This window comes from Amorphus sp. MBR-141, assembly GCF_053628695.1.
The window spans coordinates 19,890-42,205 of the sequence record NZ_JBRJGW010000012.1 but is presented as its reverse complement, the minus strand read 5'-3'; the positions used below and the strand labels follow the sequence as shown (position 1 = coordinate 42,205).

The window sequence follows — 22,316 nt, the reverse complement described above, 5'->3', positions numbered from 1 at the left end:
GCGCGATGGTAGGGAGAGGAGCCATGCCATATCACGTGTTAGCGACTGGCGAGTGCAATGAGCTTGTCATCGAGGCGGCCGAGACGGCCCAGCTCGCAATCGAGCTCGCAAGGTCTCTGGAGTGCACCGGCTGTCACACCTTGAAGGTGATGACGCCCGACCACGACATCTTCGATCAGGCGATGTTCGAGAAAATGCAGGGAGACCCGGTCGACCGTCTTGGGGCAGATCCCCAGGTCGTTCCCCAGCGGACCCTCTGCGGCGGCGGCTAGAGAGCCTTCGAAGGGCGCTTGATGGCGGAGGGAGTGGGTTCAATTAAGGGAGCCAGCGATGTCGTTGGCGGGCCTCTTTCCTTGAGAGCCAAACGAAGTAGAGGCCTCGAATCCGCAGGACCGGCACCCTCCGCCTGACCTCATAGTCGCGCAGCCACCGTTTCGACTTCACCTTGAGATGGCCGCCGGGCAGGCGAATGTGGAAGTGCATCACGCCCCCGTTGGCCGCTCTCGCGACTGGCGATCAGCGCCAGACGGCCACGCCCGTTAAGGCACCCTCAGATGGCCTCTACAAGGCGAAAAGTTGCTGCCAACCAAACTTGCGCGGCTATGCCAACCGAAGTTGCGCGCTACACATCACGGGGCGCTGTTCTACGCCGCGGCAGTGTTTCCCGAGGCCGCCGTGGCGATCGACGGCGAGACGCGCGACTATGCGGGCCGGCACTTCTGTCCGCGCTGCGGCTCGTCGGTGTTCGCCCGCAGCGGCGACGAGACCGAAGTGCATCTCGGCAGCCTCGACGCGCCGGACCAGCTGATGCCGACCTACGAAAACTGGGTCGTCCGGCGCGAGGCCTGGCTGCCGCCGTTTCCGCTGCCGCACCGCTACGACCGCAACCGCGCGGGGACCGGCCGGTCCGAGGACTAGGTTCCGGACGGCGGACGCGGGCCCGCATCGCCTGGAAACGGTTTGCGCCGGTTCGGCGCCCGGAGGCGCTCAGCCGTCGAGGTTCTCCAGACAGACCATGGTGAACAGGCCGGTCAGCACGTGCACCGGCCTGCCGTTCTTCTCGCCGTACACGTCCGCCCGGCAGATCGTCAGCCGGCGGCCGGGCTTCACCACCCTGCCCTCGGCGATCATCTGCGCGCCTTCGGCCGGGTTGAGAAGGTTGACCTTGAACTCGCTGGTCAGCACGCCCGTGCCGGCCGGAAACAGCGACAGCGCCGCGTAGCCGGCCGCCGTGTCGGCGATCGTCGTCGTCGTGCCGGCATGGAAGTAGCCGTGCTGCTGGGTCAGCCCCGGCGCGTAGGGCATCGTCAGGTCCACCTCGCCGGGGGCGATATGCACCATCTCCACGCCGAGCGTCGCCATGAACGCCTGGCGGGCGAAGCTCTCGCGCATCCGCTGCTCGTAGTCGGGATTGCGCGGCTCGAAGCGCGCAGCGGCACGGTCAGTCATGCAAGGCCTCCCCCAGTTTCGCCGCTCGATGCGGTCTCTTGCCCATCGGCGAGCATAGCCCCGGTTCGGCCCAGGACCAGCGCCGATGGCGATCCTATCGCCGATACTTGATGAAGGGGGTGACGGACGCGACCCGGTCATAGAGCCGGCGCGCCGTTTCGTTGAACGTCTGGGTGAGCCAGTACACCTGCTCCGCGCCCGCCGCGTCGGCCGCCGCGTAGACCGCCTCGATCAGCGCCCGCCCCGCGCCGCTATTGCGGACATCGGGCGAGACGAAGAGATCCTGCAGGTAGCAGACCGGACCGACCTGGGAGGTGGACCGGTGAAAGAGAAAATGGGTGAAGCCGACCAGGCGCCCTTCCCCGTCGACGGCCACGAACCCGCGCGGGTCCTCCCCCGGCGCCATCAGGCGCGTCCAGGTGACCTCCGTCACCTCCGCCGGGATCGTGCGCTCGTAGAAGCGGTTGTAGCCCTCCCAGAGCGGCGACCAGGCGGACCGGTCGTCCGGGGCGAGCGGCCGGATGGTTACGCGCGTCCTGTCAGTCATGTCCGCCCTCCAGCCGGCCCCGCGCCGCCGAAATCAGGTGCCCGAGCGACCGGCGCTGCCGGCCGTCCTCGAAGTTGGCAGGATCGAGCCACGCCTCGAAGCCGGCGCGGACCGCCGGCCACTCGGCGTCGATGATGGAGAACCAGGCCGTGTCGCGGTTGCGCCCCTTGACCACGGCGGCCTGCCGGAAGGTGCCCTCGTAAGTGAAGCCGTAGCGCTCCGCGGCGCGGCGCGACGGCCCGTTGAGCGCGTGGCACTTCCACTCGTAGCGGCGGTAGCCGAGCTCGTCGAAGGCGCGGCGCATCAAGAGGAACTGGGCCTCGGTGGCCGCCACCGTCTTCTGCAGCGCCGGCGCATAGGCGATGTGGCCGACCTCGATCACGCCGTTCTTCGGATCGATGCGGAGATAGCTGGCGACGCCGACGGCCTTGCCGCTCGCCCGGTCGAGGATGGCGTGGAAGAGCGGATCCTCCTTCAGCGCCGCATCCATCGCCCAGTCGAGATAGGCCGCCTCGTCGGCGAACGGCCCGTAGGGCATGTAGGTCCACATGCCGCCGTCGCGATCAGCCGAAAAGGCGGCGTGGAGGTCGGCGCCGTGCCGCACCGGCTCCAGCGGCTCCAGCCGGCACGTACGGCCGTCGATGGCCAGCCGCGGCGGCCGCGGCCGGGCCTCCCAGCCGGAAACCTCGTCGCCGATGGGTTGGCCGAGGCGGGTGATGCTCACAATGCCTCCAGGCTCGCATTGACCGCACGCGACCCGCGCGGTCAGCAACGGAGCAGACCCGTCGGGACCGCACGGACGGTCGCCTCAATTGGGCACTCTCGGGCGCGTCGGTCAAGCCGAGCGCCGGCTCTGCTTTCCGACCCCGGCCCCGGGTTCGCGACTTGGGTCCCCCCGCGGACCGCTTCGAAACGCTCCGTCCCTCGCGGTGATTGCAATTTCAAATTGTATTCATGACCACCTACCGCAATCATGGATATTGGGGAAACAGCGATCGGCTCAGGGGGGCTCCATGCACGCGCGATCTACGAACCGGATTTCGCCCCTTCATCGCGGGCTGGCTTTTCTATTCACGATGGTGGTCGTCGCGGCCGTCCTGCCGGCGCCGGTCGCCGGTCAGCCGGCTCCGGCCGTCGACATCCCACCCCAGATCCAATGGCGGCTGGTGAACAACTTCCTCCTGATGAAACACCCCGACGATCTCGCCCCTCACCGGGCGGCGTTCGAGGCCGCCAGGAAAGAAGGTGGTCGGGACATCATACGACGGATGGAATACCGACTGCAGCAGGATGCCGGCCGCAAGGGTTGGGCCGCGCGGCTGCAGACCCAACCCGGTTTCCGCGAGCATACGTCCCTATGCCTGCTGAAGACGTCCCAAGGCTGGAAAGTCGATGCCGATTGCAGGGAGGATGGGACCTACACCGACTATCTGTACCCCCGAAGCTATGCTGCCGCCTTCACGCTGGCGCCTTCGCAAGGCGAGTGCAGATGGAGCCTGAACGACAGCTTCTTCTCCGACTGGGTGCCATGTTCGGCCGAAATCACGATCGCCTTGCCGACCGAACAGAGCGTTACGATCGCCGCCCAACAACGGGACGATGAAAATGCCGAAGAGGCCCCTCCGATCGCCCGCACCGAGGTCACCGTTCGCGACGTTGTCATCGCGGGGATCGGTGATTCTATCGCCTCCGGCGAAGGCAATCCCGATACCCCCGTCGACTTGGTGAACAAGGGCTTCTGCTTCGAGCGCTACGCGTCGTCATCGCAACACCTATTCGCCCCCGCCCGCTCCACCTACGGCCTGCCCGGGGGCACCGCGTGCCCGAACCCGCGCGACGCCGACCAGAGGTGGAAAGACAGGAACGCGATGCGGGCGATACACCCGGCCGGGTGGCTCGACCCGGCCTGCCACCGGTCGGCCTATGGAAACCAATTCCGGACGGCGTTTGCGCTGGCCCTTGCCAATCCCCAGGTCGCGTTCATCTACCTGCCCCTCGGCTGTACCGGGGCGACGATCCGGGAAGGAATCCTGGGTCCGAAGACGCCTCGAGAGCACTACAAGATGCCCGGCGTCACCTACCAGTACACGGTGCCGAGCCAGATCTCGGAGATCAATCGGCTGCTTGCCGGCAAACCCGCCAACAGGCAGCCGCGCAAGCTGGATCTTGTCCTGCTGACGGTCGGGGCAAACGACGCCGGCTTCTCCGAGCTGGTCGCCAACGTCCTGTTCGATCCGGAAACCAAAGAATTCAGCGTCGTCCGCGCAGCGAACCAGATCCTCACGCCGGCGGACGCAAGGGATAAGGTCCGCAAAGACCTCATAAAAGATTTCGGCGCGCTCCGAGAAAATCTCGGGCGCCTCGTCGTCGACGGAGACATGAGCCGCGTCGTGTTCATCTCCTATCCAAATCCGGGGTTCGCAGGCGGCTCGATCTGTCCGTCAGGCCGGCGTGGCTTCGACATACACCCTGCGTTCTCTCCCGCTCGAAGCCGTCTCCAGGCTGCTGTCGATTTCGTCGAGGCCCCAGACAGCGAGGCCGGACTCTTATCGACCTTCAAGGGCCTCGCCCGGTGCACCATTCAAAGCTGCCCCTCAAAGCAGAGAATGACCGTCGTCGACGGTCATCAACCTGCATTCAAGGACCATGGATATTGCGCAGCCTCGGCGAGCGACCCGCAGTTCGACCGCACCTGCCTGAAGAGCAATGGAAAGACCTTCAGGGGCGCGAACTCCACCGGGGACGAAAGAGCTTTCAGCACCTCGGGCTGCGCTCCCTCTCAATTCCGTCCCTATGCCAAGCGAGCGCGTTGGATACGCACCCCGATCGATGCCTACCTCTCCGCCACAACGCTCCCCGCCGCGGGCACATGGCTGAACACCTCGCCCAGCAATCCCCACGACGCCTTCTGGGGGATAACCATCCCGCTCTACTCAGGTGCCATCCATCCCACGGCGGAGGGCCATGCGGCGATCGCCGACGCGACGGTGCCGGTAGCGTCTGAGATTCTCGGTGTTGAATGGCCGGGAGGCGACGAGGAGATTGTGGTCGTCGAGCCGATGCAGCCGTAGACCGCCCCTTCCTCACTCACCTCCGGCCCCGGCTCCCGCGAGGCGTCACGCCTTCTTCGCCCTGCGCACCATGCGCTCCAGCGCCTCCAGGAAGCGCGAGCGGTCGGCGCGGGAGAACGGCTTGGGGCCGCCGCCCGCGGCGAGCGGGTTGGCGGCGCGCAGGTCGGCCATCAGGTCGCGCATGCCGAGCATGTTGCCGATGTTGGCGGGCGTGAACGGCTCGCCGTTGTGCCGCAGCGCCTGGCCGCCGGCCTCCAGGCAGCGGGCCGCCAGCGGAATGTCGCCGGTGATGCAGATGTCGCCGGGGCCGATGCGCTCGGCGATCCACATGTCGGCGGCGTCCGGCCCCTCGGCCACCACCACCGTCTTCACCATCGGATCGCGGCTCGGCCGGATGCCGCCGTTGGAGACGATGACGACCTCCAGGCCGTGGCGCTCGGCGACCTTCAGCGTCTCGTCCTTCACCGGACAGGCGTCGGCGTCGATGTAGAGAACTGTCATGGCCCGTTTTATGCGCGCCCGACGCCGACACGCCAAGGGCCGTTCGCACGGGGCCCACACCCGAAACGCACAAAGGCGCACCGGGCGATATGCCCGATGCGCCTTCGACGGCGTGGAAATGACGGGGGGCCTTTGCCCGAGGCATGTCCCGGCCAGATCGAACCGATCCGAACGACGGGGAATGGCTCAAGGGGTTGATTCCGCAGCCATTCCCTTGCCGGTCAGGTGTTTCCACCCGCCTGGAGGCCGCCTAGTTGCGCGGCGTGACGATGTAGATGCCGGGAGCAAGCTGCTGCTGCTGCGGGCGATTGTCACGACGGTAGCCGTAGGCGGGCGCATGCGCCGGCGGCCCGCGCCGGGCATCGTGGCGCCGATCATCGCGATACCGGTAGGCCGAGCGGTCGCGGTAGCGGTGGTAATCCTGCCTCGGCGGCGCATAGCGGGGCGCGGCCTGCGGGGCGGGATTCACGACGATGGAAAAGGAGTCCTTTGCCTGCGCGGCGGCCGGGGCGACGGCGAGGCCGGCAGCCACGATCAGAGCCCATTTCAGACCAGACTTCACACCAGACATGGGGGCAGTCCTTCCTTAGCTGACGCTGCTGTCCGACCGCCCCCCGGGCACCACCCGGTGCCCCGACGAACGAACTGCCAAGGAAATCCCCAAGGGGCTCCGGTGGTTCCCATCGCCCCTGCAATTGGTTTCATTCACTGCAAAGCCGCGGGCCGCACTTGTGCCCACTTCGCCTGGCTTTGCTGTGTGTGTTCAGCCCCAATCCCGAACGCAAAACCGCAAGAGCACTTTTGCTGGGATTGCTTACTCCACCCCGAGCTTCGCCTTGACGATGGCGTTGACGGCCTGGGGGTTGGCCTTGCCGCCGGTGGCCTTCATCACCTGGCCGACGAACCAGCCGGCCATCGAGGGCTTCGCCTTCGCCTGCTCGACCTTGTCCGGGTTGGCCGCGATGACCTCGTCGACGGCCGTCTCGATGGCGCCGGTGTCGGTGACCTGCTTCAGGCCGCGCTCCTCGACGAGCTTGGCCGGATCGCCGCCTTCCGACCAGACGATCTCGAACAGGTCCTTGGCAATCTTGCCGGAGATCGTGCCGCTCTCAATCAGCAAAATGATATCGGCGACCTGGGAGGCGGTTACAGGACTATCCTCAATATCCAGCCCATCCTTATTCAGCCGACCCAGAAATTCGTTAATCACCCAATTGGCTACATATTTGCCCTCAAGAAGCGGCAGTGTCTTTCCGTCAGCCTGAATGAGGTTCTCGCTGCCACGCTTAATTTCTATTTTTCCACTTGCATCAATGGCGCCACACACAGTCTCAAAAAAATCGGCGCGCGACTTCTCCGCGATAAGAATGCCTGAATCATACAGGGAGAGGCCGTAAACTTCGATGAAGCGCGCCTTTTTGACGTCCGGCAGCTCCGGCAGCTCGGCCAGCAGCGCGTCGACGTCGGCCTGGGCGAGTTCCAGCGGCAAGAGGTCGGGATCGGGGAAGTAGCGGTAGTCGTGCGCCTCTTCCTTGGAGCGCATGGAGCGCGTCTCGCCCAGGCGCGCGTCGTAGAGGCGCGTCTCCTGGTCGATGGTGCCGCCGTCCTCCAGGATGCCCACCTGGCGCCGCGCCTCGTAGTCGATCGCCTGGCCGGCGAAGCGGATGGAGTTGACGTTCTTGATCTCGCAGCGCGTGCCGAACGGCTCGCCCGGGCGGCGGACCGAGACGTTGACGTCGGCGCGCAGGTTGCCCTTCTCCATGTCGGCGTCTGAGGTGCCGAGATAGCGCAGGATGGTGCGCAGCTTGGAGATGTAGGCCTTCGCCTCGTCGGCCGAGCGCATGTCCGGGCGCGAGACTATCTCCATCAGCGCCACGCCGGAGCGGTTGAGGTCGACGAAGCTCTTGGTCGGGTGCTGGTCGTGCAGCGACTTGCCGGCGTCCTGCTCCAGGTGGACGCGCTCGATGCCGACCTCGACGGTCGAGCCGTCGGGCATGTCCACATAGACGATGCCCTCGCCGACGATCGGGTACTGGTACTGGGAGATCTGGTAGCCCTGCGGCAGGTCCGGGTAGAAGTAGTTCTTCCGGTCGAAGCGCGAGACCAGGTTGATCTGCGCCTTCAGGCCGAGGCCGGTGCGGACCGCCTGGCGCACGCATTCGGCGTTGATCACCGGCAGCATGCCGGGCATCGCCGCATCGACGAGGGAGACGTGGCTGTTGGGGTCGCCGCCGAACGCGGTCGAGGCTCCGGAGAAGAGCTTCGATTCGGTCTGCACCTGGGCGTGGACCTCGAGCCCGATCACGATTTCCCAGTCGCCCGTCGCGCCCTTGATCACAGAGCCGCGCCTCGTCTCGCGCACCGCTTCGTTCATCGTACCGTCTACCGTTCTTGGCCGGTGCCCGCGCCGGATGGTCGCTGCGCGGGCGGATTTCCCTCGTCGCCGCGGCGGCGTGCCGCGTCTCGCAAAAGGGTCTGGGCTATCGGCCGGTGTCCGGTCAAGTCCGCCGTCGCGGTCGCCCGCCGGCCGGCCTTGCCCTCGCTGCCGCGATCGGCTTCAATTCGCCGCCCGATCGCACGGCATTCCGGATCGATGCGACCCGGATGCCCGACCGTGATCCCTACACGTCATCCAGAGCGGGATGCGGGCGCAAGGCCGGCACACGCGGTTCCCCATCCTGCTCGTTTCGCCCCGCCTGGAGCCCGTTTATGAAACCCTTCTTCGTGATGATCAAATGCGAACTCGGCAAGGCCTACGAGGTCGCCAACGACATCGCCGACGCCGAGATCGCCTCGGAGATCTACTCCACCGCCGGCGACTACGACCTTCTGGTGAAATTCTATCTGGAGGAGGGCCAGGACGTCGGCAAGTTCATGAACGAGCAGCTCCACTCCATCGACCACATCCGCGACACCCGCACGATCATCACCTTCAAGGCGTTCTAGGCCTGGCCCTGGACGGGTCGGCGCGGCAGGCGGCCGGGGCGGGAAACCTGTCGAGGAAGGCCCGCGCCCGCGGCAGCGCGTTCCGGAAATACGCGTCCGGCCCCCGCAGCCACAGCCCGTCGATCGCCCGCGACGCCGGGCCCGCCACGAGGATCTCGGGCGGAAGCGCCACCAGCGTGGCGTCCCAGCCGGGATGATGGAATCGCGCCCGTCGCCAGTAATGATCGAGGAAGCGCGCGCGGTCGGAATAGCCGTGGAAGTCGAAGACGGTGGCGCTGTCCGCGACGAAGATGTGGTTGCCCGTGTGACCCGCCGCCGGCTTGATCCACAGCGCCTTCATCTCCGGGGTGCCGTGGCGCTCCAGGAACGCATACGCGAGGATATGACAGGCGCCGCAGGCGAAGAACACCCGGTCCGGCAGCGCCCAGCGCTTCTCCAGGTCCCGCTTGCGGCAGTTCGGCGTGCGCAGGACGTACACCGGGCCTCTCCTGTGTCGATCGGACCGGCTCCCGGGAATCGGCCGGCGTGGTAGTGTCGCGCAATCCGACGCCAAGCCGAAGGGATGGCCATGCCCGCCACCGTCCTCGCCGTGCACAAGTCCGCCGGCCACACCTTCTCCAAGCCGACGGTCGGCGAGATCCGCATCGTCGAAGGGCTCGGCGTTGAGGGCGACGCGCACGCGGGGGCAACCGTGCAGCACCGCTACGATGCGGCGCGCGAGCCGAACCGGCCGAACAACCGCCAGGTCCATCTCATCCAGTCGGAGCTGTTCGCCGAGCTGGCCGGCAAGGGCTTCGACGTGGCGCCCGGCGCCATGGGCGAGAACGTGACGACGGCCGGCATCGACCTCCTGGCGCTGCCGCTCGGCACGGTGCTTCACCTGGGCGCCGAGGCGGCCATCGAACTCACCGGCCTGCGCAGCCCGTGCAAGTACATCAACGACCTGCACGCCGGCCTGGTCCAGGCAGTCCTCGACCGCGACGCCGACGGCAAGCTCGTCCGCAAGGCCGGCGTGATGAGCGTCGTGCGGGCGGGCGGAACGGTGCGGGCGGGTGACGCCATCCGGGTCGAGCTGCCGGCGGGCACCCACGCGCCCCTCCCCGTCCTGTAACGCCGGTTCCGATCGGGCCGCCGCGGGGACCTGCCGGAAACATCGCAGAATCAATGGCTTGCCCGTGGCCTGGCGCGCGCGCCGCGGGCCGGGCCGGCGCACGCCTTCGCGGCCGTCCGGCGCTGCGGCACGGGCGCGCCGGACGGCCTCCGCACACCTCTCGTCAAAATCATTTCAAATGAAATGATTTTGCTTGCGCTGGCCGCAGCTGCGTATCAAATTAGTTACAAACGCAACCAATGGAGGCCGCGCCATGACCGCACCGACCCTGAAGATCGACCAGATCCACCACGTCGCCTACCGCTGCAAAGACGCCAAGGAGACGGTCGAGTTCTATACGAAGATGCTCAACATGGACTTCGTGCTGGCGATCGCGGAGGACCACGTTCCGTCGACCCACGAGCCGGACCCGTACATGCATCTCTTCCTGGATGCGGGGCACGGCAACGTGCTGGCCTTCTTCGAGCTGCCGACGAAGCCGGAGATGGGCAGCGACCCGAACACGCCGAAATGGGTCCAGCACATCGCCTTCAAGGTGAAGGACCGCGACACGCTGGTGGCATTCAAGAAGCATCTGGAGGCGACCGGCATCGACGTGCTCGGCGTCACCGACCACTCGATCTTCCACTCCATCTACTTCTTCGACCCGAACGGCCACCGCGTCGAGCTGGCCTGTCCGGATCCCGAGGAAGAGGACATGCTCAAGCGCCTCGACGCGGTGAAGTGGGACATGCTGGAAGAGTGGTCGCGCACCAAGAAGGCGCCGCGCCACGCCGACTGGCTGCACGCCAAGGAACTGGAAAAGGCCTGATCCCGGCCCACGTCGAAGGAAGCGCGCCACCGGAGCCGCGAAGGCGGCTCCGTCACGCCGGCGGCCGGCTTATCCCGTCGAGCGAATGCGCAGACGGCCTGGCCGGTGCTCCGCGTGAACCGAGTAGCGATCCAGCGCCGCCCGGCGCCGCCGCTCGACGGCTGCGAACAGCCCCCGGGCGGACGCCGCCACCCGCCCCTTCGACAGGCGGCGGATGTCGCGGGCCTCGAGCACCGTCTCCGACCAGTCGCCGGGCTCGGGAGCGAACGCGATCGTCGCGTCGGCCTGCTCCGCCTTCGACAGCAGCGCGAACTGCACCACGGCCAGCCGGAGGCTGCCTTCGAAGGTCTTCCGGTGGTGGAAAACCGCATCTTCGTCCGGATCGGACCATCGCAGGATGGCTAGGCGATCGTAGTCGAAATCGTCGGACATGGGGCCCCTGTACGCTACGCTGGACACCGGGTCATGAGAAACGACCCAAGGGACCGGCCGCGGATACACACCGGCCGGTGCGCCGGCCATCCGCCGGCACCTGAACTCAACGCAGATAGACGAAAACTCCTACGATCCCGTCACCGGGCCGCCATGCGCGGATCCGCGCTGCCCGGCCGGACGATGTGCCGCGCGGGGCCGGTGTGCTGCCGGCGCGGCGCCGGAGACGAGGCCGCGGCCCGGGCGATCGCGATCAGGCCGGGTCCGGCGGGGTCCGGCCGCGCGCCCTGCCGCGCGCGATCACGCTCCTGAGCGCGCCGCTCGACAGTGCGACGCCGGCGACGGTCACCGCGACGCCGGCAACGACGATCGCCGGCGGGATCTCGCCGAGCGCCGGGATCGCCAACAGCGCGGCCATTGCCGGCGCCAGCGACGAAAACGCCGCCGCCCGCGAGGCGCCGAGGCGGGATACCGCAATCCCGTAGCCGATCAGCGACACCAGCCCGGACAGCAGGCCCTGGATGACCACCTGCACCAGCACCTGCCCGGTCGGCTGGCTGAGCAGCGGCTCGACGCCGGTCGCCACCACGAACGGAATCACCATCAGCGTCGACCAGAAGCAGATGACGCCGGCACCGACCATCGGCGGCAGCCCGGTCTCGCGGTAGGCGAGCGTGTAGGTGGCCCACAGGAACGCCCCGAACGGCAACAGCAGCCGGCCCGCCCCTTCCATGAGATGGCCGCCGGCCAGCGTCGGCATGGCGATGAGCACGACGCCCGCCACCGACAGCGCCAGTCCGACCGTCCGGTCGGGGCCGAAGCGTTCCTTGAAGACGAGCTTGGCGAGCAGCGCCGCCCACAGCCCCATCGTGCCGGGCAGAAGCACCCCGGCCTCCGCGGCCGGCGCGATGCTCAGCCCGAACGCCACCAGCGCGAAGAACGGCGCGCCCGCGCAGGCCACGATCAGGAAGATCAACTTCCGAGGAACGCCCAATGGCAGCGGACCGGAGCGCAGCCACACGGGCGCCAGGACCAGTGCCGGGATGCCGAAGCGGAACAGCGCCAGCCAGGAGAGCGGGATGTCGGCGGTTGCCGCGAACCGCGTGCCGACGATCCACGTGGCCCACACCGTCACCACCACCAGCGCGGCGGCCACGCCGATGGCCGTGTCGCGCGGGGAGCCCTCGGTGCGCCCCCTGGGCGGACCGGCGGTATCGTCAGGCAGCGCACGCATCTCGACCACTCGTTCCGTCGTTCCCGGCGTCGAAGTATCGCCGGTCGTTGCGGCGCATGTCCTTGCGAAGGACGGCGCGGATTGCGACCATCACGCAACGATCTGCCGTTTTTGCAGCCCTCAAAGGCACGTCATGGCCGAAAATGCTCTCGATGCGATCGACCTGCGCATTCTCCTGGTGCTTCAGGACGACGCGCGCACGACCAACGCGGCGCTGGCCGAGACGGTCGGCCTGTCGGCCTCGCCCTGCCTGCGCCGGGTGCGGCGGCTGGAACGGTCGGGGCTGATCGCCGGCTACCGGGCGGTCCTCGACCGGCAGAAGGCGGGCTTCGGCCTGACGGTGTTCGTCGAGATCAAGGTCGCCCGCCACAGCCGCGAAAACGCCGCCGGCCTCGAGGCCGTGCTGACCGGGATGAAGGAGGTGGTGGCCTGCCACATGGTCTCCGGGCAGGCCGACTTTCTGGCCGAGATCGTCGTGCCGGACCTCGCCGCCTACGAGGCGCTTCTGACCGAACGGCTGCTCACCCAGCCGATGATCGAGGACGTGCGCTCCAACTTCGCCATCCGCACCGCGAAGACCAACGGGCCGCTGCCGCTGTCGGGCCCGGCGCCCCGAGGCTGAGCCTCAGGCCGCGGTGAGCTTCTGCAGGACCTCGTCGGAGACCTCGAAGTTGGAGAACACCGACTGCACGTCGTCGTCGTCCTCGAGCACCGAGATCAGCTTCATCAGCGTCTCGGCCTTGTCCTCGTCGACCGGCGACATGGTCTGCGGCCGCCACACCGGCTTCACCGACGCGGCGGCGCCGAGCGCGGTCTGCAGCGCCGCGGACACCTCGCCGAGATCCTCGAAGGCGCAGATGATGACGTGGCCGCCCTCGTCCGACTGGACGTCCTCGGCACCCGCCTCGATGGCGGCTTCCATGACGCTGTCGGCGTCGCCCGCCTCGGCCGGATAGGTGATCTCGCCGACATGGTCGAAGGTGAAGGCCACCGACCCGGTTTCGCCCAGCGCCCCGCCGTGCTTGGAGAACGCCGCGCGCACGTTGCTGGCGGTGCGGTTGCGGTTGTCGGTCAGCGCCTCGACCATGATCGCCACGCCGCCGGGCCCGTAGCCCTCGTAGCGCACCGCCTCGTAGTTCTCGCTGTCGCCACCGGCCGCCTTCTTGATGGCGCGCTCGATGTTGTCCTTCGGCATGTTTTCCGCGCGCGCGTTCTGGATCGCCAGGCGCAGCGCCGCGTTCGCGTCGGGATCCGGCGCGCCGGCCTTGGCGGCCACCGTGATTTCGCGCGCGAGCTTGGAGAACACCTTGGAACGCTTCGCGTCCTGGGCGCCCTTGCGGTACATGATGTTCTTGAACTGTGAATGTCCGGCCATCGTCCAACCGTTCTTTTTTCGACTGGTCCGCCCTTGCGTTCGGACGGTTTGCAATACGGAACTTGGGCCCGGCCCGCAACGGGCGCGGGCGGCTGCAGCGGCACCCGCACGTATCCGGCGGAGCAAACCTGCGGGCAGACGGAACAGTCTATCCCAACGCGCGGACTTGCGCAGCCCGTGCGCGCTCCCGGGCGCACCCGGTCTCTCGCACGGCGATCTCCCGGCGTGGTAAACGCCAGCCCGGCCGCCCGAACTCCCCACCCGATCAAGGGCTTGGCTCGATCTTCGCACCCGGCGAAAAAGGCCGCGCATCCGGCCTGGCCCCTAGGCGCGCCGGCCCATCCGTTCTACACATGTTCCATGCAAGAGCACACGATTCGCATCCTCGGCATCGACCCCGGCCTCCGGCGCACCGGATGGGGGGCGATCGCCTGTCGCGGCAACGCCGTGTCGTTCCTGGGCGCCGGCACGGTGACCTCGGACGCCAAGCTGAGCCTGGCGGAACGCCTGACCATGCTGCATGCCGGGCTGGAGGGCATCATCCGCACCATTTCCCCGCACGAGGCAGCGGTCGAGCTGACCTTCGTCAACCGCGACGCCGCCGCGACCCTGAAGCTCGGCCAGGCCCGCGGCATCGCGCTGCTGGCGCCGGCGCAGGTGGGCATCCCGGTCGCCGAATACGCGCCGAACCTGGTCAAGAAGACGATCATCGGCGTCGGGCACGGCGACAAGAAGCAGATCCGCATGATGGTGAAGGTGCTGCTGCCCAAGGCCGAGTTCGACAGCGACGATGCGGCCGACGCGCTGGCGATCGCGCTCTGCCACGCCCAGCACCGCGGCGCCCGCGCGCTGGCCGCCCGCTACGCCGAGGCCGCGCAATGATCGGCCGGCTGAAAGGCCGCGTCGAGGCGATCGGCGACGATGCGGCGATCATCGACGTGCACGGCGTCGGCTACGAGGTCCACTGCCCGGCCCGCGTGCTCGCCAACCTGCCGGCCACCGGCGAGGCGATCACGCTCACCATCGAGACGGTGGTGCGCGAGGACATGATCCGGCTCTACGGCTTTTCCAGCGAGACCGAGAAGCAGTGGTTCCGGCTGCTGCAGACCGTCCAGGGCGTCGGCGCCAAGGTGGCGCTGGCCGTCCTCAGCGTGCTGTCGGGCGACGAGCTCACCGAGGCCATCGCCATCGAGGACACCACCTCGATCATGCGCGCCCCCGGCGTCGGCAAGCGCGTCGCCGAGCGGCTGATCTCCGAGCTCAAGGACAAGGTCGGCAGCGTCATGGCGGCAGGCGCCGACCACACGTTCGTCGCGACCCCGCTGGCGCGCCGGCCGTCCGACCCGATCGTCGCCGATGCGGTTTCGGCGCTGGTCAATCTCGGCTATGCGGAGAGCGACGTGCGCAAGGCGGTCGCGAAGGCCCGCGAGGAGGCCGGCGACGCGGCCGAGACCGCCCCGCTGATCCGCGCGGGCCTGAAGCTGCTGTCGACCCGGTGACGCGGGCGAACGGCCACGGAAGTCGGAACCGATGAGCGAACGACTGATCACGCCGGAGGAGCGCGAGGACGACATCGAGGCGCCGCTGCGGCCGCAGCGGCTGGCGGACTTCGTCGGCCAGGCGGCGGCGCGCGCCAACCTGCAGATCTTCGTCCAGGCCGCCGCCGCGCGCGGCGAGGCGCTCGACCACGTGCTGCTGGTCGGCCCGCCCGGCCTCGGCAAGACGACGCTCGCCCAGATCGTCGCGCGCGAGCTGTCGGTGAACTTCCGCGCCACCTCGGGCCCGGTGATCGCCAAGGCCGGCGACCTCGCCGCCCTGCTCACCAATCTCGGCGACCGCGACGTGCTGTTCATCGACGAGATCCACCGCCTGTCGCCGGCGATCGAAGAAATCCTCTATCCGGCGATGGAGGACTTCCAGCTCGACCTGATCATCGGCGAAGGCCCGGCCGCCCGCTCGGTGCGCATCGACCTGTCGAAGTTCACCCTCGTCGGCGCCACCACCCGGCTGGGCCTCTTGACGACGCCGCTGCGCGACCGCTTCGGCATCCCGCTGCGGCTGGAGTTCTACACGGTGGAGGAACTCACCTCGATCGTCACCCGCGGCGCCGGGCTGATGGGCATGGCGATCACGCCCGACGGCGCGGTGGAGATCGCCCGGCGCGCCCGCGGCACCCCGCGCATCGCCGGCCGGCTCTTGCGCCGGGTGCGCGACTTCGCCAGCGTCGCCGGCATCGACGCCATCGACCGCACGCTCGCCGACCAGTCGCTGACGCGCCTCGACGTGGACAGCGCCGGCCTCGACGCGCTGGACCGGCGCTACATGCGGGTGATTTCGGAGAGCTTTTCCGGCGGGCCGGTCGGCATCGAGACCATCGCCGCCGCCCTGTCGGAGCCGCGCGACGCCATCGAGGACATCGTCGAGCCCTACCTGATCCAGCAGGGCTTCGTGCAGCGCACCCCGCGCGGCCGGATGATGACGCCCGCCGCCTACCGCCACCTCGGCCTGGCCGCCCCCACCCGCGAGCCACCCGCCCAGACCGGCCTGTTCAGGACGCTGGAGGAGTAGAGCCTTTTCGCTCCAGTCCTGCGCCTAATGAAAAAGCCCCGCGCTCGGATCGAACGCGGGGCTTTTCGTCTGGGCCCGTTCAGCGGTGGCTGAAGCCCCTACTCCGCGGCTTCCGCCGGCTCGATGGCGCGGGGTTCGGGCGGGGTCCAGCGCAGGCTCGGGCTGCGCGCCGCCCGGGTCTCGTCGAGGCGCCGGCGCGGCGCGTATTGGGGCGCCTGCTTGAAGCGATCCGTGTCGCCCCGCGCCGCCGACTGCGCAAGATCGCGCAGGGTGGCGATGAACAGGTCGAGGCTCGCCCGGCTTTCCGATTCCGTCGGCTCCACCAGCATCGCGCCGTGCACCACCAGCGGGAAGTACATGGTCATCGGGTGGAAGCCCTCGTCGATCATCGCCTTGGCGAAGTCGAGGGTGGAGACGCCGGTGCCCTCCAGGAAGTCGTCCTTGAACAGCACCTCGTGCATCGACGGCCGCTCGGGATAGGCGACCGTCATCACGTCGGCGAGCCGCGCCTTGACGTAGTTCGCCGCCAGCACCGCATCCTCGGCCGCCTGCCGCAGCCCGTCCTCGCCGTGCGACATCATGTAGGCGAGTGCGCGCACGTACATGCCCATCTGGCCGTGGAAGGCGGTCATCCGGCCGAACGGGTGCGCCTCGGCCTCGGTCTCCGAGGGATGCTCGACCAGCGCGACCCGGCCGTCCTCGCGCCGCAGGTAGGGCAGCGGCGCGAACGGCGCGAGCTTGTCCGACAGCACCACCGGCCCCGCCCCCGGCCCGCCGCCGCCGTGCGGCGTGGAGAAGGTCTTGTGCAGGTTGATGTGCATGGCGTCGATGCCGAGATCGCCGGGCCGGACCTTGCCCATGATCGCGTTGAAGTTGGCGCCGTCGCCGTAGAAGTAGGCCCCCACAGCGTGTACCGCCTCGGCGATCTCGACAATGTCGCGCTCGAACAGCCCGCAGGTGTTGGGGTTGGTCAGCATGATCGCCGCGACGTCCTCGTCGAGGCGCGCCTTGACGGCCGCAACGTCGACCGTGCCGTCGGCCCGCGCCGGGATGCCGACCACCGAGTAGCCGAGAAGTGCTGCGGTCGCCGGATTGGTGCCGTGGGCGGAGTCGGGCACCAGCACCTTGGTGCGGGTCTCGCCGCGCGCCTTGAGCGCCGCCTTGATGGCCATCATGCCGCACAGCTCGCCGTGGGCGCCGGCCTTCGGCGACAGGGCGACCGCCGCCATGCCGGTCAGCTCCATGAGCCAGTGCGAGAGCTCCGCCATCAGCTCCAGCGCCCCCGGCACGGTGGCCGTCGGCTGCAGCGGATGGATGTCGGCAAAGCCCGGCAGCCGCGCCATCTTCTCGTTGAGGCGCGGGTTGTGCTTCATCGTGCACGAGCCGAGCGGATAGAGGCCGAGATCGATCGCGTAGTTCTGCCGCGACAGGCGCACGTAGTGGCGCAGCGTCTCCGGCTCGGTCAGCCCGGGCAGCTGCACCGCGGTCTTGCGGGCGTGGGCGCCGAGGCGGGACTTCACCTGGGCCGGCTCGGGCAGATCGACGCCGGTGGCCTCCAGCCGCCCGGTCTCGAAGATCAGCGGCTCCTCGATGTCGAGGGCGGCGTTGCCGGTGAAGGTGTGGACGCTCGGGGCCGACACGGCCTCCTCGGCGCGGGTGGGACGTCCGGTCTGGTTCATCATGGCTACAGGACCTCCGTGAGGGCGGCGGCGAGCGCCTCGATGTCGTCGTCGGAGACGCACTCGGTGACGGCGAGCACGATCAGGTCGTCGAGCTCCGCCCCCGGCAAGAGCCGGGACACCGGCACGCCGGCCAGCACGCCGCGCCCGGCGAGGTCGTCGACGACCCCCTCGGCGTTGCGATCGACGCGGATGGTGAACTCGTTGAAGAAGGTGTCGTTGAGCACCTCGACGCCGCGCACGGTGTCGAGGCGCTCCACCAGCTTCACCGCCTGGGCGTGGTTGAGGGCGGCGAGCTTCGTCAGCCCCGCCCCGCCGAGCAGGGTGGCGTGGATGGAGAACGCCAGCGCGCAGAGGCCCGAGTTGGTGCAGATGTTCGACGTCGCCTTGTCGCGGCGGATGTGCTGCTCGCGGGTCGACAGCGTCAGCACGAAGCCGCGCTGGCCGTCGGCGTCGATGGTTTCGCCGCACAGCCGGCCGGGCATCTGCCGCAGGAACTTCTGGCGGGTGGCGAACAGGCCCACATAGGGTCCGCCGAAGGTGAGCGGGTTGCCGATCGACTGCCCCTCGCCCACCACGATGTCGGCGCCCTGCCGGCCCGGCGGCTCGATCGCCGCGAGCGCCACCACCTCGGTGAACACCGCGACCAGCAGCGCGCCCTTGGCGTGGGCCGCCTCGGCGATCGGCGCGAGGTCGATGAGATGCCCGTAGAAGGACGGCGTCTGCACGACGACGCAGGCGGTCTCCTCGTCGATCGCCGCGATCACGTCCTCGGTGCCCGTCGGGTCGGCGTCGAGGCAGACCAGCGCGTCGTCGGCCATGTCGACGACGGTGCGCACCACGTCGCGGTAGTGCGGATGCAGCCCGCCGGCCAGCACCGCCTTGCGCCGCTTGGTGACCCGGTTGGCCATCAGCACGGCTTCGGCGGTGGCGGTGGAGCCGTCGTACATGGAGGCGTTGGCCACCTCCATGCCGGTCAGCTCGGCCACCTGGGTCTGGAACTCGAACAGCACCTGCAGCGTGCCCTGGCTGACCTCGGGCTGGTAGGGCGTGTACGAGGTCAGGAATTCCGACCGCTGGATGAGATGGTCGACGGTCGCCGGCACGTGGTGCCGGTAGGCGCCGGCGCCGACGAAGAACGGCACGCTGTCGGCCGAGACGTTCTTTGCGGCGAGCCGCTTCAGCGCCTGCTCGACGCCCAGCTCCGAGCGGTGCGGCGGCAGGTCCAGCGTCGTGTCGACCCGCTTGTCGGCGGGAATGTCGACGAACAGCTCGTCGATGGTGTCGACGCCGATCGCCGCCAGCATGTCGGCGCGATCGGTGTCGGTCAGGGGGAGATAGCGCATCGGCGTCGCCTCCGCTTCGATGGGGTGGATCGGTCGGGCGGAACGCTCAGAGGGTCTCGAGGAAGGCCTTGTAGGCGGTCTCGTCCATCAGGCTCGCCACCTCGGCCTGGTCGGCGAAGCGGATCTTCATGAACCAGCCCGCCCCCTCCGGGTCGCTGTTCACGGTGTCCGGCGCGTCGGGCAGCGCGGTGTTCACCTCGACCACCTCGCCGGAGATCGGCGCATAGACCTCCGAGGCCGCCTTCACGGACTCCACGACGGCGGCTTCCTTGCCCTTGGCGATCTGCACGCCGGTCTCGGGGAGTTCGACGAACACCACGTCGCCGAGCTGCGACTGGGCGTAGCTGGTGATGCCGACGGTGGCGACGTCGCCGTCGATGTCGAGCCATTCGTGGTCTTCGGTGTAGCGCTTGGTCATGGGGATGGGTCTCTCGTCTGGAAGGGGAAGCGTGGGGAGGCGGGCTTCCGGGTTATCGTTTGAAGCGGTTGGGAACGAACGGCAGTTTCACGACCTCGGCGGCGAGCCGCCTGCCGCGAACCTCGAGAAAGATCTTCGTGCCGGGGGCCTGAAAGCCCGGCGCGACGTAGCCCATGGCGACCGGCGCCTCGACGGTGGGGCCGTAGCCGCCGGAGGTCACCACGCCGATCGTTGCGCCGTCTTCGGACAGGATGGGGGCGCCCTCGCGCGCCGGGGCGCGGCCTTCCGGCCGGATGCCGACGCGGCGGCGGGCCGGACCGTCGGCGATCTCGCGCTGGATGCGCGCCGCACCCGGAAAGCCGCCGTCGGCGCGGCGGCGCTTGCCGATCGCCCAGAGGAGGCCGGCCTCCACCGGGCTGGTGGTCGCGTCCAGATCGTGGCCGTAGAGGCAGAGGCCGGCCTCCAGCCGCAGCGAATCCCGGGCGCCGAGGCCGATGGGTTTCACCCGTTCGTCGGAAAGCAGCGCGTCCCAGACGGCCCCCGCCTGGTCCGCGGCCACGGAGATCTCGTAGCCGTCCTCGCCGGTGTAGCCGGAGCGGCTGATGTGGCAGTCGATGCCGTCGAAGGTGGTGGTCACCGCCTGCATGAAGGCCAGATCCACCGCCTCCGGCGCGTGGGCCGCCATCACCGCCTCGGCGTCGGGGCCCTGCAGCGCCAGCAGCGCGCGGTCGTCGAGGGTTGCGAGCGTCGCCTCGGCCGGCAGCTTCGAGCGCAGGTGCGCGAGATCGGCGTCCTTGCAGGCGGCGTTGAGGACGATCATCAGCGAGCCGGCCTCGGCGGGATCGGCCGGGCGGGTGATCATCAGGTCGTCGAGGATGCCGCCGTCGTCGTTGACCAGGAAGTTGTAGCGCATCCGGCCGGGGGCGAGGCCGAGCACGTCGGCCGGCAGCAGCGCCTCCAGGACCTCCGCCACCGCCTCGTGGCTGCCGCCCGGCACGCTCAGGACCACCTGGCCCATGTGCGAGACGTCGAACAGCCCGGCGTGGGCGCGGGTCCACTGGTGCTCCGCCATGATGCCCTCGTACTGGACGGGCATGGCATAGCCGGCGAATGGGACCATGCGCGCGCCGAGCGCGCGATGGCGGTCCGCCAGCGGCGTTTCGAGAAGTGTCGTGTCGGTGGATTCGGTCATGCTCTCTCACGTCGACAAAGGGACACACACGCTGCCGGCTCGCACTGAGCCAACTGTGTGCCCCCTCTGTCACATGACCTGAGAGAATTCCCGGCGACCGTGCCGGTTACCCCTTCGGTGAGCAGATCGGATCAGGCCCGACCGGCTGCTTTCCAGAGAGTCGCAAGGACGTTGCGGTCCATTTGCCTGAGAGTTTCCGGGGCGGTTGCTCCTTCGGCGCCGAATTCAATCGGCCTCTCCCGCAACGTCTGAGTTCAGCCGCGAACCGAAGGCCGATTCGCGACCACCGGACGGCGACTACCTGCCCGGTGAACGGAGGCGATTATGGCCGTGGGCCCCGCGATGTCAAATCGCGGCGCGCAGGAGCCTGTGCGTTTCACCGGCCCTTCTCGTCGAACCCCACCAGGATCTTGGCGATTTCCGGGTCCTTGATGACGATGTCGGAATCGACGAACGCCCAGTCCTTGGACGGCTCCGCGGAAGTCAGATCGACGGTCACCACGTGCAGCTTCGAGTAGGTGACCGTGTCGCCCTCGCGCACCACCACCCGCAGCGGCAGCTTGATGGTGCCGGCGGCTCCCTTCGGTCCGGAAAGCGCGCGGCCTGCGAGCCCGACGCGGGCCTGCTTGCCATCCGACCCGGGCGCGCACTCGCGCGCCGTCTGGGTCAGCGTCGCCTGGTAGCGCACGACACCCGCCTCGTATTCGCTGCCGCCGGTGGTGACGCGCAGCGTGTGGGTGTCGGGAAGGATCTCGACCGGCGGACAGGACACCGTCTTGCGGAACTGTTCCAGGTCGATCGTGGTCGGTTCCGCCGTCGTGCCGCGGAGAAACTTGCCCATCCCGCTCTGGGCGGAGGGCGTGATCGCATCGATCGTCGAGCACGCACCGAGGCTCAGGACGGCAAGCACGGGGGACGACAGGATGGCGAGGCGGCCGAACCGGCGAAGAAGACGCATGACAAAGGCTCCCAACGAAACGAGGCTTCTATATCACTGTGCCGCGCAGGACGCGAAGGGGGGCGCGCTCGCCACGCGATTCGGCCCCGTTCGCCGCCGTCACAGCGATTTTTCCATGTAGATCCGGCGATACCCCGCCTCGACCCGGCGCCCCGTCTCGACGTAACCCAGCCGGGCGTAGAGCCTGGCGTTCTCCACCATGATTTCATGGGTGTAGAGACGAATTGTGGTGTATCCGGCGCGCCGCGCGGCATCTTCGGCAAATTCGATCAGCATCCGGCCGAATCCCCGCCCATGGACGGAGGGTGCGACGGCGACGTTGTCGAGCAGTATGGCCTCGTCCTCGGGGATCAGCACGACCAGGCCGCAGACGCCCTCGGCGCTGTCGAGGACCGTCACCCGCCCCCTGGAGATGAGGTCGGCGTAGTCGTCGAGCATCGGGCCCGGCTTTTTCCCCATCCCTGCGACGTAGCGGTCGTAGGCGGCGTCGACGATCGCCGCAACGGCCCGGTGATCGCGCGCTTCGGCCGGCCTGAGCCGCGGCCCGGACGGGCTTCCGGGCGATGTTCCCTCCTCGGCGGCGTCCCGGTGCGGCGGCTTCATCGGCCCGGATCTCCCCTTCCGTCTCGGCGCGTCCGTCCCTGCGCGACCGCCCATCCCACTTCAACTCGCAGGCCG

Annotated in this window: 26 protein-coding genes and 1 riboswitch; of the genes, 10 read left to right on the top strand and 16 right to left on the bottom strand. The window is 68.6% G+C overall.

Going from position 1 to position 22,316, the window contains the following annotated elements; genetic code table 11:
• Positions 1 to 23: 23 nt before the first annotated feature.
• The gene (locus ACSSVZ_RS16460) at positions 24 to 272 is read left to right on the top strand and encodes a hypothetical protein (protein WP_453971747.1); all 249 of its coding nucleotides are present in this window, start codon (positions 24 to 26) and stop codon (positions 270 to 272) included.
• Positions 273 to 576: 304 nt separating this feature from the next.
• Positions 577 to 918, top strand: coding sequence for a GFA family protein (locus ACSSVZ_RS16455; RefSeq protein ID WP_453971746.1), 342 nt, complete (start codon positions 577 to 579; stop codon positions 916 to 918).
• A gap of 69 nt (positions 919 to 987) precedes the next feature.
• Here the strand turns inward: ACSSVZ_RS16455 and ACSSVZ_RS16450 are convergent, their stop codons facing one another.
• From ACSSVZ_RS16450 to ACSSVZ_RS16440, 3 genes are all read right to left on the bottom strand, one after another.
• A complete protein-coding gene (locus tag ACSSVZ_RS16450; protein ID WP_453971745.1) occupies positions 988 to 1,449 on the bottom strand; it encodes a PaaI family thioesterase in 462 nt (153 codons plus the stop codon).
• Between the two features lie 94 nt (positions 1,450 to 1,543).
• Entirely contained in the window at positions 1,544 to 1,996 is a 453-nt protein-coding gene (locus ACSSVZ_RS16445) for an N-acetyltransferase family protein (RefSeq protein WP_453971744.1), read from the bottom strand.
• Positions 1,989 to 2,720 carry a GNAT family N-acetyltransferase gene (locus ACSSVZ_RS16440; protein WP_453971743.1) on the bottom strand — a complete coding sequence of 244 codons (732 nt, stop codon included), beginning with the start codon at positions 2,718 to 2,720 and terminating at the stop codon, positions 1,989 to 1,991. The genes ACSSVZ_RS16445 and ACSSVZ_RS16440 overlap by 8 nt, the downstream gene beginning before the upstream one ends.
• A gap of 289 nt (positions 2,721 to 3,009) precedes the next feature.
• Here ACSSVZ_RS16440 and ACSSVZ_RS16435 point away from each other — a divergent pair, with 289 nt between their 5' ends.
• The gene (locus ACSSVZ_RS16435) at positions 3,010 to 5,067 is read left to right on the top strand and encodes a hypothetical protein (RefSeq protein ID WP_453971742.1); all 2,058 of its coding nucleotides are present in this window, start codon (positions 3,010 to 3,012) and stop codon (positions 5,065 to 5,067) included.
• A gap of 45 nt (positions 5,068 to 5,112) precedes the next feature.
• Here ACSSVZ_RS16435 and ACSSVZ_RS16430 read toward each other — a convergent pair whose 3' ends face one another.
• The 3 genes from ACSSVZ_RS16430 to gatB form a co-directional block, all read right to left on the bottom strand.
• Positions 5,113 to 5,580 (bottom strand): YaiI/YqxD family protein, encoded by a 468-nt coding sequence (locus ACSSVZ_RS16430; RefSeq protein ID WP_453971913.1) that lies wholly within the window; start codon positions 5,578 to 5,580, stop codon positions 5,113 to 5,115.
• A gap of 238 nt (positions 5,581 to 5,818) precedes the next feature.
• The gene (locus tag ACSSVZ_RS16425) at positions 5,819 to 6,139 is read right to left on the bottom strand and encodes a hypothetical protein (protein WP_453971741.1); all 321 of its coding nucleotides are present in this window, start codon (positions 6,137 to 6,139) and stop codon (positions 5,819 to 5,821) included.
• Positions 6,140 to 6,382: 243 nt separating this feature from the next.
• Positions 6,383 to 7,942, bottom strand: a complete 1,560-nt coding sequence (gatB, locus tag ACSSVZ_RS16420; RefSeq protein ID WP_453971740.1) for an Asp-tRNA(Asn)/Glu-tRNA(Gln) amidotransferase subunit GatB — start codon at positions 7,940 to 7,942, stop codon at positions 6,383 to 6,385.
• Between the two features lie 335 nt (positions 7,943 to 8,277).
• On the opposite strand from gatB, the gene ACSSVZ_RS16415 reads away from it, so the two are divergent.
• The gene (locus ACSSVZ_RS16415) at positions 8,278 to 8,514 is read left to right on the top strand and encodes an Lrp/AsnC ligand binding domain-containing protein (protein ID WP_453971739.1); all 237 of its coding nucleotides are present in this window, start codon (positions 8,278 to 8,280) and stop codon (positions 8,512 to 8,514) included.
• On the opposite strand, the gene ACSSVZ_RS16410 is transcribed toward ACSSVZ_RS16415, so the two are convergent.
• Entirely contained in the window at positions 8,501 to 8,992 is a 492-nt protein-coding gene (locus ACSSVZ_RS16410; RefSeq protein ID WP_453971738.1) for a hypothetical protein, read from the bottom strand. The genes ACSSVZ_RS16415 and ACSSVZ_RS16410 overlap by 14 nt on opposite strands.
• Positions 8,993 to 9,082: 90 nt before the next feature.
• On the opposite strand from ACSSVZ_RS16410, the gene ACSSVZ_RS16405 reads away from it, so the two are divergent.
• Together ACSSVZ_RS16405 and ACSSVZ_RS16400 are read left to right on the top strand one after the other, a co-directional pair.
• Positions 9,083 to 9,625 (top strand): MOSC domain-containing protein, encoded by a 543-nt coding sequence (locus ACSSVZ_RS16405; RefSeq protein ID WP_453971737.1) that lies wholly within the window; start codon positions 9,083 to 9,085, stop codon positions 9,623 to 9,625.
• A gap of 268 nt (positions 9,626 to 9,893) precedes the next feature.
• Complete coding sequence (locus ACSSVZ_RS16400) at positions 9,894 to 10,436, top strand: VOC family protein (RefSeq protein ID WP_453971912.1); 543 nt, start codon at positions 9,894 to 9,896, stop codon at positions 10,434 to 10,436.
• Positions 10,437 to 10,505: 69 nt separating this feature from the next.
• Here ACSSVZ_RS16400 and ACSSVZ_RS16395 read toward each other — a convergent pair whose 3' ends face one another.
• Together ACSSVZ_RS16395 and ACSSVZ_RS16390 are read right to left on the bottom strand one after the other, a co-directional pair.
• The gene (locus ACSSVZ_RS16395; protein ID WP_453971736.1) at positions 10,506 to 10,868 is read right to left on the bottom strand and encodes a hypothetical protein; all 363 of its coding nucleotides are present in this window, start codon (positions 10,866 to 10,868) and stop codon (positions 10,506 to 10,508) included.
• A gap of 253 nt (positions 10,869 to 11,121) precedes the next feature.
• Positions 11,122 to 12,102, bottom strand: coding sequence for a DMT family transporter (locus ACSSVZ_RS16390; RefSeq protein ID WP_453971735.1), 981 nt, complete (start codon positions 12,100 to 12,102; stop codon positions 11,122 to 11,124).
• 133 nt (positions 12,103 to 12,235) lie between these two features.
• Here ACSSVZ_RS16390 and ACSSVZ_RS16385 point away from each other — a divergent pair, with 133 nt between their 5' ends.
• Positions 12,236 to 12,724: an Lrp/AsnC family transcriptional regulator gene (locus ACSSVZ_RS16385; RefSeq protein ID WP_453971734.1), complete on the top strand. Its 489-nt coding sequence runs from the start codon at positions 12,236 to 12,238 to the stop codon at positions 12,722 to 12,724.
• A gap of 3 nt (positions 12,725 to 12,727) precedes the next feature.
• On the opposite strand, the gene ACSSVZ_RS16380 is transcribed toward ACSSVZ_RS16385, so the two are convergent.
• Positions 12,728 to 13,477, bottom strand: a complete 750-nt coding sequence (locus ACSSVZ_RS16380) for a YebC/PmpR family DNA-binding transcriptional regulator (protein ID WP_453971733.1) — start codon at positions 13,475 to 13,477, stop codon at positions 12,728 to 12,730.
• A 360-nt stretch (positions 13,478 to 13,837) separates the two neighbouring features.
• Between ACSSVZ_RS16380 and ruvC the strand changes: the two genes are divergently transcribed.
• Genes ruvC through ruvB form a run of 3 tightly spaced genes read left to right on the top strand, consistent with a single transcriptional unit; the run spans position 13,838 to position 16,045 of the window.
• A complete protein-coding gene (gene ruvC, locus ACSSVZ_RS16375) occupies positions 13,838 to 14,359 on the top strand; it encodes a crossover junction endodeoxyribonuclease RuvC (protein ID WP_453971732.1) in 522 nt (173 codons plus the stop codon).
• A complete protein-coding gene (ruvA, locus tag ACSSVZ_RS16370; protein ID WP_453971731.1) occupies positions 14,356 to 14,976 on the top strand; it encodes a Holliday junction branch migration protein RuvA in 621 nt (206 codons plus the stop codon). Before ruvC ends, ruvA begins: the two co-directional genes overlap by 4 nt.
• Before the next feature lie 31 nt (positions 14,977 to 15,007).
• A complete protein-coding gene (gene ruvB / locus ACSSVZ_RS16365) occupies positions 15,008 to 16,045 on the top strand; it encodes a Holliday junction branch migration DNA helicase RuvB (RefSeq protein WP_453971729.1) in 1,038 nt (345 codons plus the stop codon).
• A gap of 98 nt (positions 16,046 to 16,143) precedes the next feature.
• On the opposite strand, the gene gcvPB is transcribed toward ruvB, so the two are convergent.
• The 6 genes from gcvPB to ACSSVZ_RS16335 all read right to left on the bottom strand — a co-directional run bounded on the left by gcvPB (position 16,144) and on the right by ACSSVZ_RS16335 (position 22,241).
• Positions 16,144 to 17,727, bottom strand: coding sequence for an aminomethyl-transferring glycine dehydrogenase subunit GcvPB (gene gcvPB, locus ACSSVZ_RS16360; protein ID WP_453971727.1), 1,584 nt, complete (start codon positions 17,725 to 17,727; stop codon positions 16,144 to 16,146).
• A 2-nt stretch (positions 17,728 to 17,729) separates the two neighbouring features.
• The gene (gene gcvPA / locus ACSSVZ_RS16355; protein WP_453971725.1) at positions 17,730 to 19,070 is read right to left on the bottom strand and encodes an aminomethyl-transferring glycine dehydrogenase subunit GcvPA; all 1,341 of its coding nucleotides are present in this window, start codon (positions 19,068 to 19,070) and stop codon (positions 17,730 to 17,732) included.
• A 46-nt stretch (positions 19,071 to 19,116) separates the two neighbouring features.
• Positions 19,117 to 19,488, bottom strand: a complete 372-nt coding sequence (gene gcvH, locus ACSSVZ_RS16350; protein ID WP_453971723.1) for a glycine cleavage system protein GcvH — start codon at positions 19,486 to 19,488, stop codon at positions 19,117 to 19,119.
• Positions 19,489 to 19,540: 52 nt separating this feature from the next.
• Positions 19,541 to 20,680, bottom strand: coding sequence for a glycine cleavage system aminomethyltransferase GcvT (gene gcvT / locus ACSSVZ_RS16345; protein ID WP_453971721.1), 1,140 nt, complete (start codon positions 20,678 to 20,680; stop codon positions 19,541 to 19,543).
• 164 nt (positions 20,681 to 20,844) lie between these two features.
• Positions 20,845 to 20,932, bottom strand: a riboswitch (glycine riboswitch).
• A 124-nt stretch (positions 20,933 to 21,056) separates the two neighbouring features.
• The gene (locus tag ACSSVZ_RS16340; protein WP_453971719.1) at positions 21,057 to 21,638 is read right to left on the bottom strand and encodes a hypothetical protein; all 582 of its coding nucleotides are present in this window, start codon (positions 21,636 to 21,638) and stop codon (positions 21,057 to 21,059) included.
• 99 nt (positions 21,639 to 21,737) lie between these two features.
• Entirely contained in the window at positions 21,738 to 22,241 is a 504-nt protein-coding gene (locus ACSSVZ_RS16335) for a GNAT family N-acetyltransferase (RefSeq protein ID WP_453971717.1), read from the bottom strand.
• Positions 22,242 to 22,316: the final 75 nt, after the last annotated feature.

Bases quoted from the DNA above. Each gene is read 5' to 3' on its own strand.
- ACSSVZ_RS16460 (WP_453971747.1), top strand. From the start codon at position 24: ATGCCATATCACGTGTTAGCGACTGGCGAGTGCAATGAGCTTGTCATC.
- ACSSVZ_RS16450 (WP_453971745.1), bottom strand. From the start codon at position 1,449: ATGACTGACCGTGCCGCTGCGCGCTTCGAGCCGCGCAATCCCGACTAC.
- ACSSVZ_RS16445 (WP_453971744.1), bottom strand. From the start codon at position 1,996: ATGACTGACAGGACGCGCGTAACCATCCGGCCGCTCGCCCCGGACGAC.
- ACSSVZ_RS16435 (WP_453971742.1), top strand. From the start codon at position 3,010: ATGCACGCGCGATCTACGAACCGGATTTCGCCCCTTCATCGCGGGCTG.
- ACSSVZ_RS16425 (WP_453971741.1), bottom strand. From the start codon at position 6,139: ATGTCTGGTGTGAAGTCTGGTCTGAAATGGGCTCTGATCGTGGCTGCC.
- gatB (WP_453971740.1), bottom strand. From the start codon at position 7,942: ATGAACGAAGCGGTGCGCGAGACGAGGCGCGGCTCTGTGATCAAGGGC.
- ACSSVZ_RS16415 (WP_453971739.1), top strand. From the start codon at position 8,278: ATGAAACCCTTCTTCGTGATGATCAAATGCGAACTCGGCAAGGCCTAC.
- ACSSVZ_RS16405 (WP_453971737.1), top strand. From the start codon at position 9,083: ATGCCCGCCACCGTCCTCGCCGTGCACAAGTCCGCCGGCCACACCTTC.
- ACSSVZ_RS16395 (WP_453971736.1), bottom strand. From the start codon at position 10,868: ATGTCCGACGATTTCGACTACGATCGCCTAGCCATCCTGCGATGGTCC.
- ACSSVZ_RS16390 (WP_453971735.1), bottom strand. From the start codon at position 12,102: ATGCGTGCGCTGCCTGACGATACCGCCGGTCCGCCCAGGGGGCGCACC.
- ACSSVZ_RS16385 (WP_453971734.1), top strand. From the start codon at position 12,236: ATGGCCGAAAATGCTCTCGATGCGATCGACCTGCGCATTCTCCTGGTG.
- ACSSVZ_RS16380 (WP_453971733.1), bottom strand. From the start codon at position 13,477: ATGGCCGGACATTCACAGTTCAAGAACATCATGTACCGCAAGGGCGCC.
- ruvC (WP_453971732.1), top strand. From the start codon at position 13,838: ATGCAAGAGCACACGATTCGCATCCTCGGCATCGACCCCGGCCTCCGG.
- ruvA (WP_453971731.1), top strand. From the start codon at position 14,356: ATGATCGGCCGGCTGAAAGGCCGCGTCGAGGCGATCGGCGACGATGCG.
- ruvB (WP_453971729.1), top strand. From the start codon at position 15,008: ATGAGCGAACGACTGATCACGCCGGAGGAGCGCGAGGACGACATCGAG.
- gcvPB (WP_453971727.1), bottom strand. From the start codon at position 17,727: ATGATGAACCAGACCGGACGTCCCACCCGCGCCGAGGAGGCCGTGTCG.
- gcvPA (WP_453971725.1), bottom strand. From the start codon at position 19,070: ATGCGCTATCTCCCCCTGACCGACACCGATCGCGCCGACATGCTGGCG.
- gcvH (WP_453971723.1), bottom strand. From the start codon at position 19,488: ATGACCAAGCGCTACACCGAAGACCACGAATGGCTCGACATCGACGGC.
- gcvT (WP_453971721.1), bottom strand. From the start codon at position 20,680: ATGACCGAATCCACCGACACGACACTTCTCGAAACGCCGCTGGCGGAC.
- ACSSVZ_RS16340 (WP_453971719.1), bottom strand. From the start codon at position 21,638: ATGCGTCTTCTTCGCCGGTTCGGCCGCCTCGCCATCCTGTCGTCCCCC.
- ACSSVZ_RS16335 (WP_453971717.1), bottom strand. From the start codon at position 22,241: ATGAAGCCGCCGCACCGGGACGCCGCCGAGGAGGGAACATCGCCCGGA.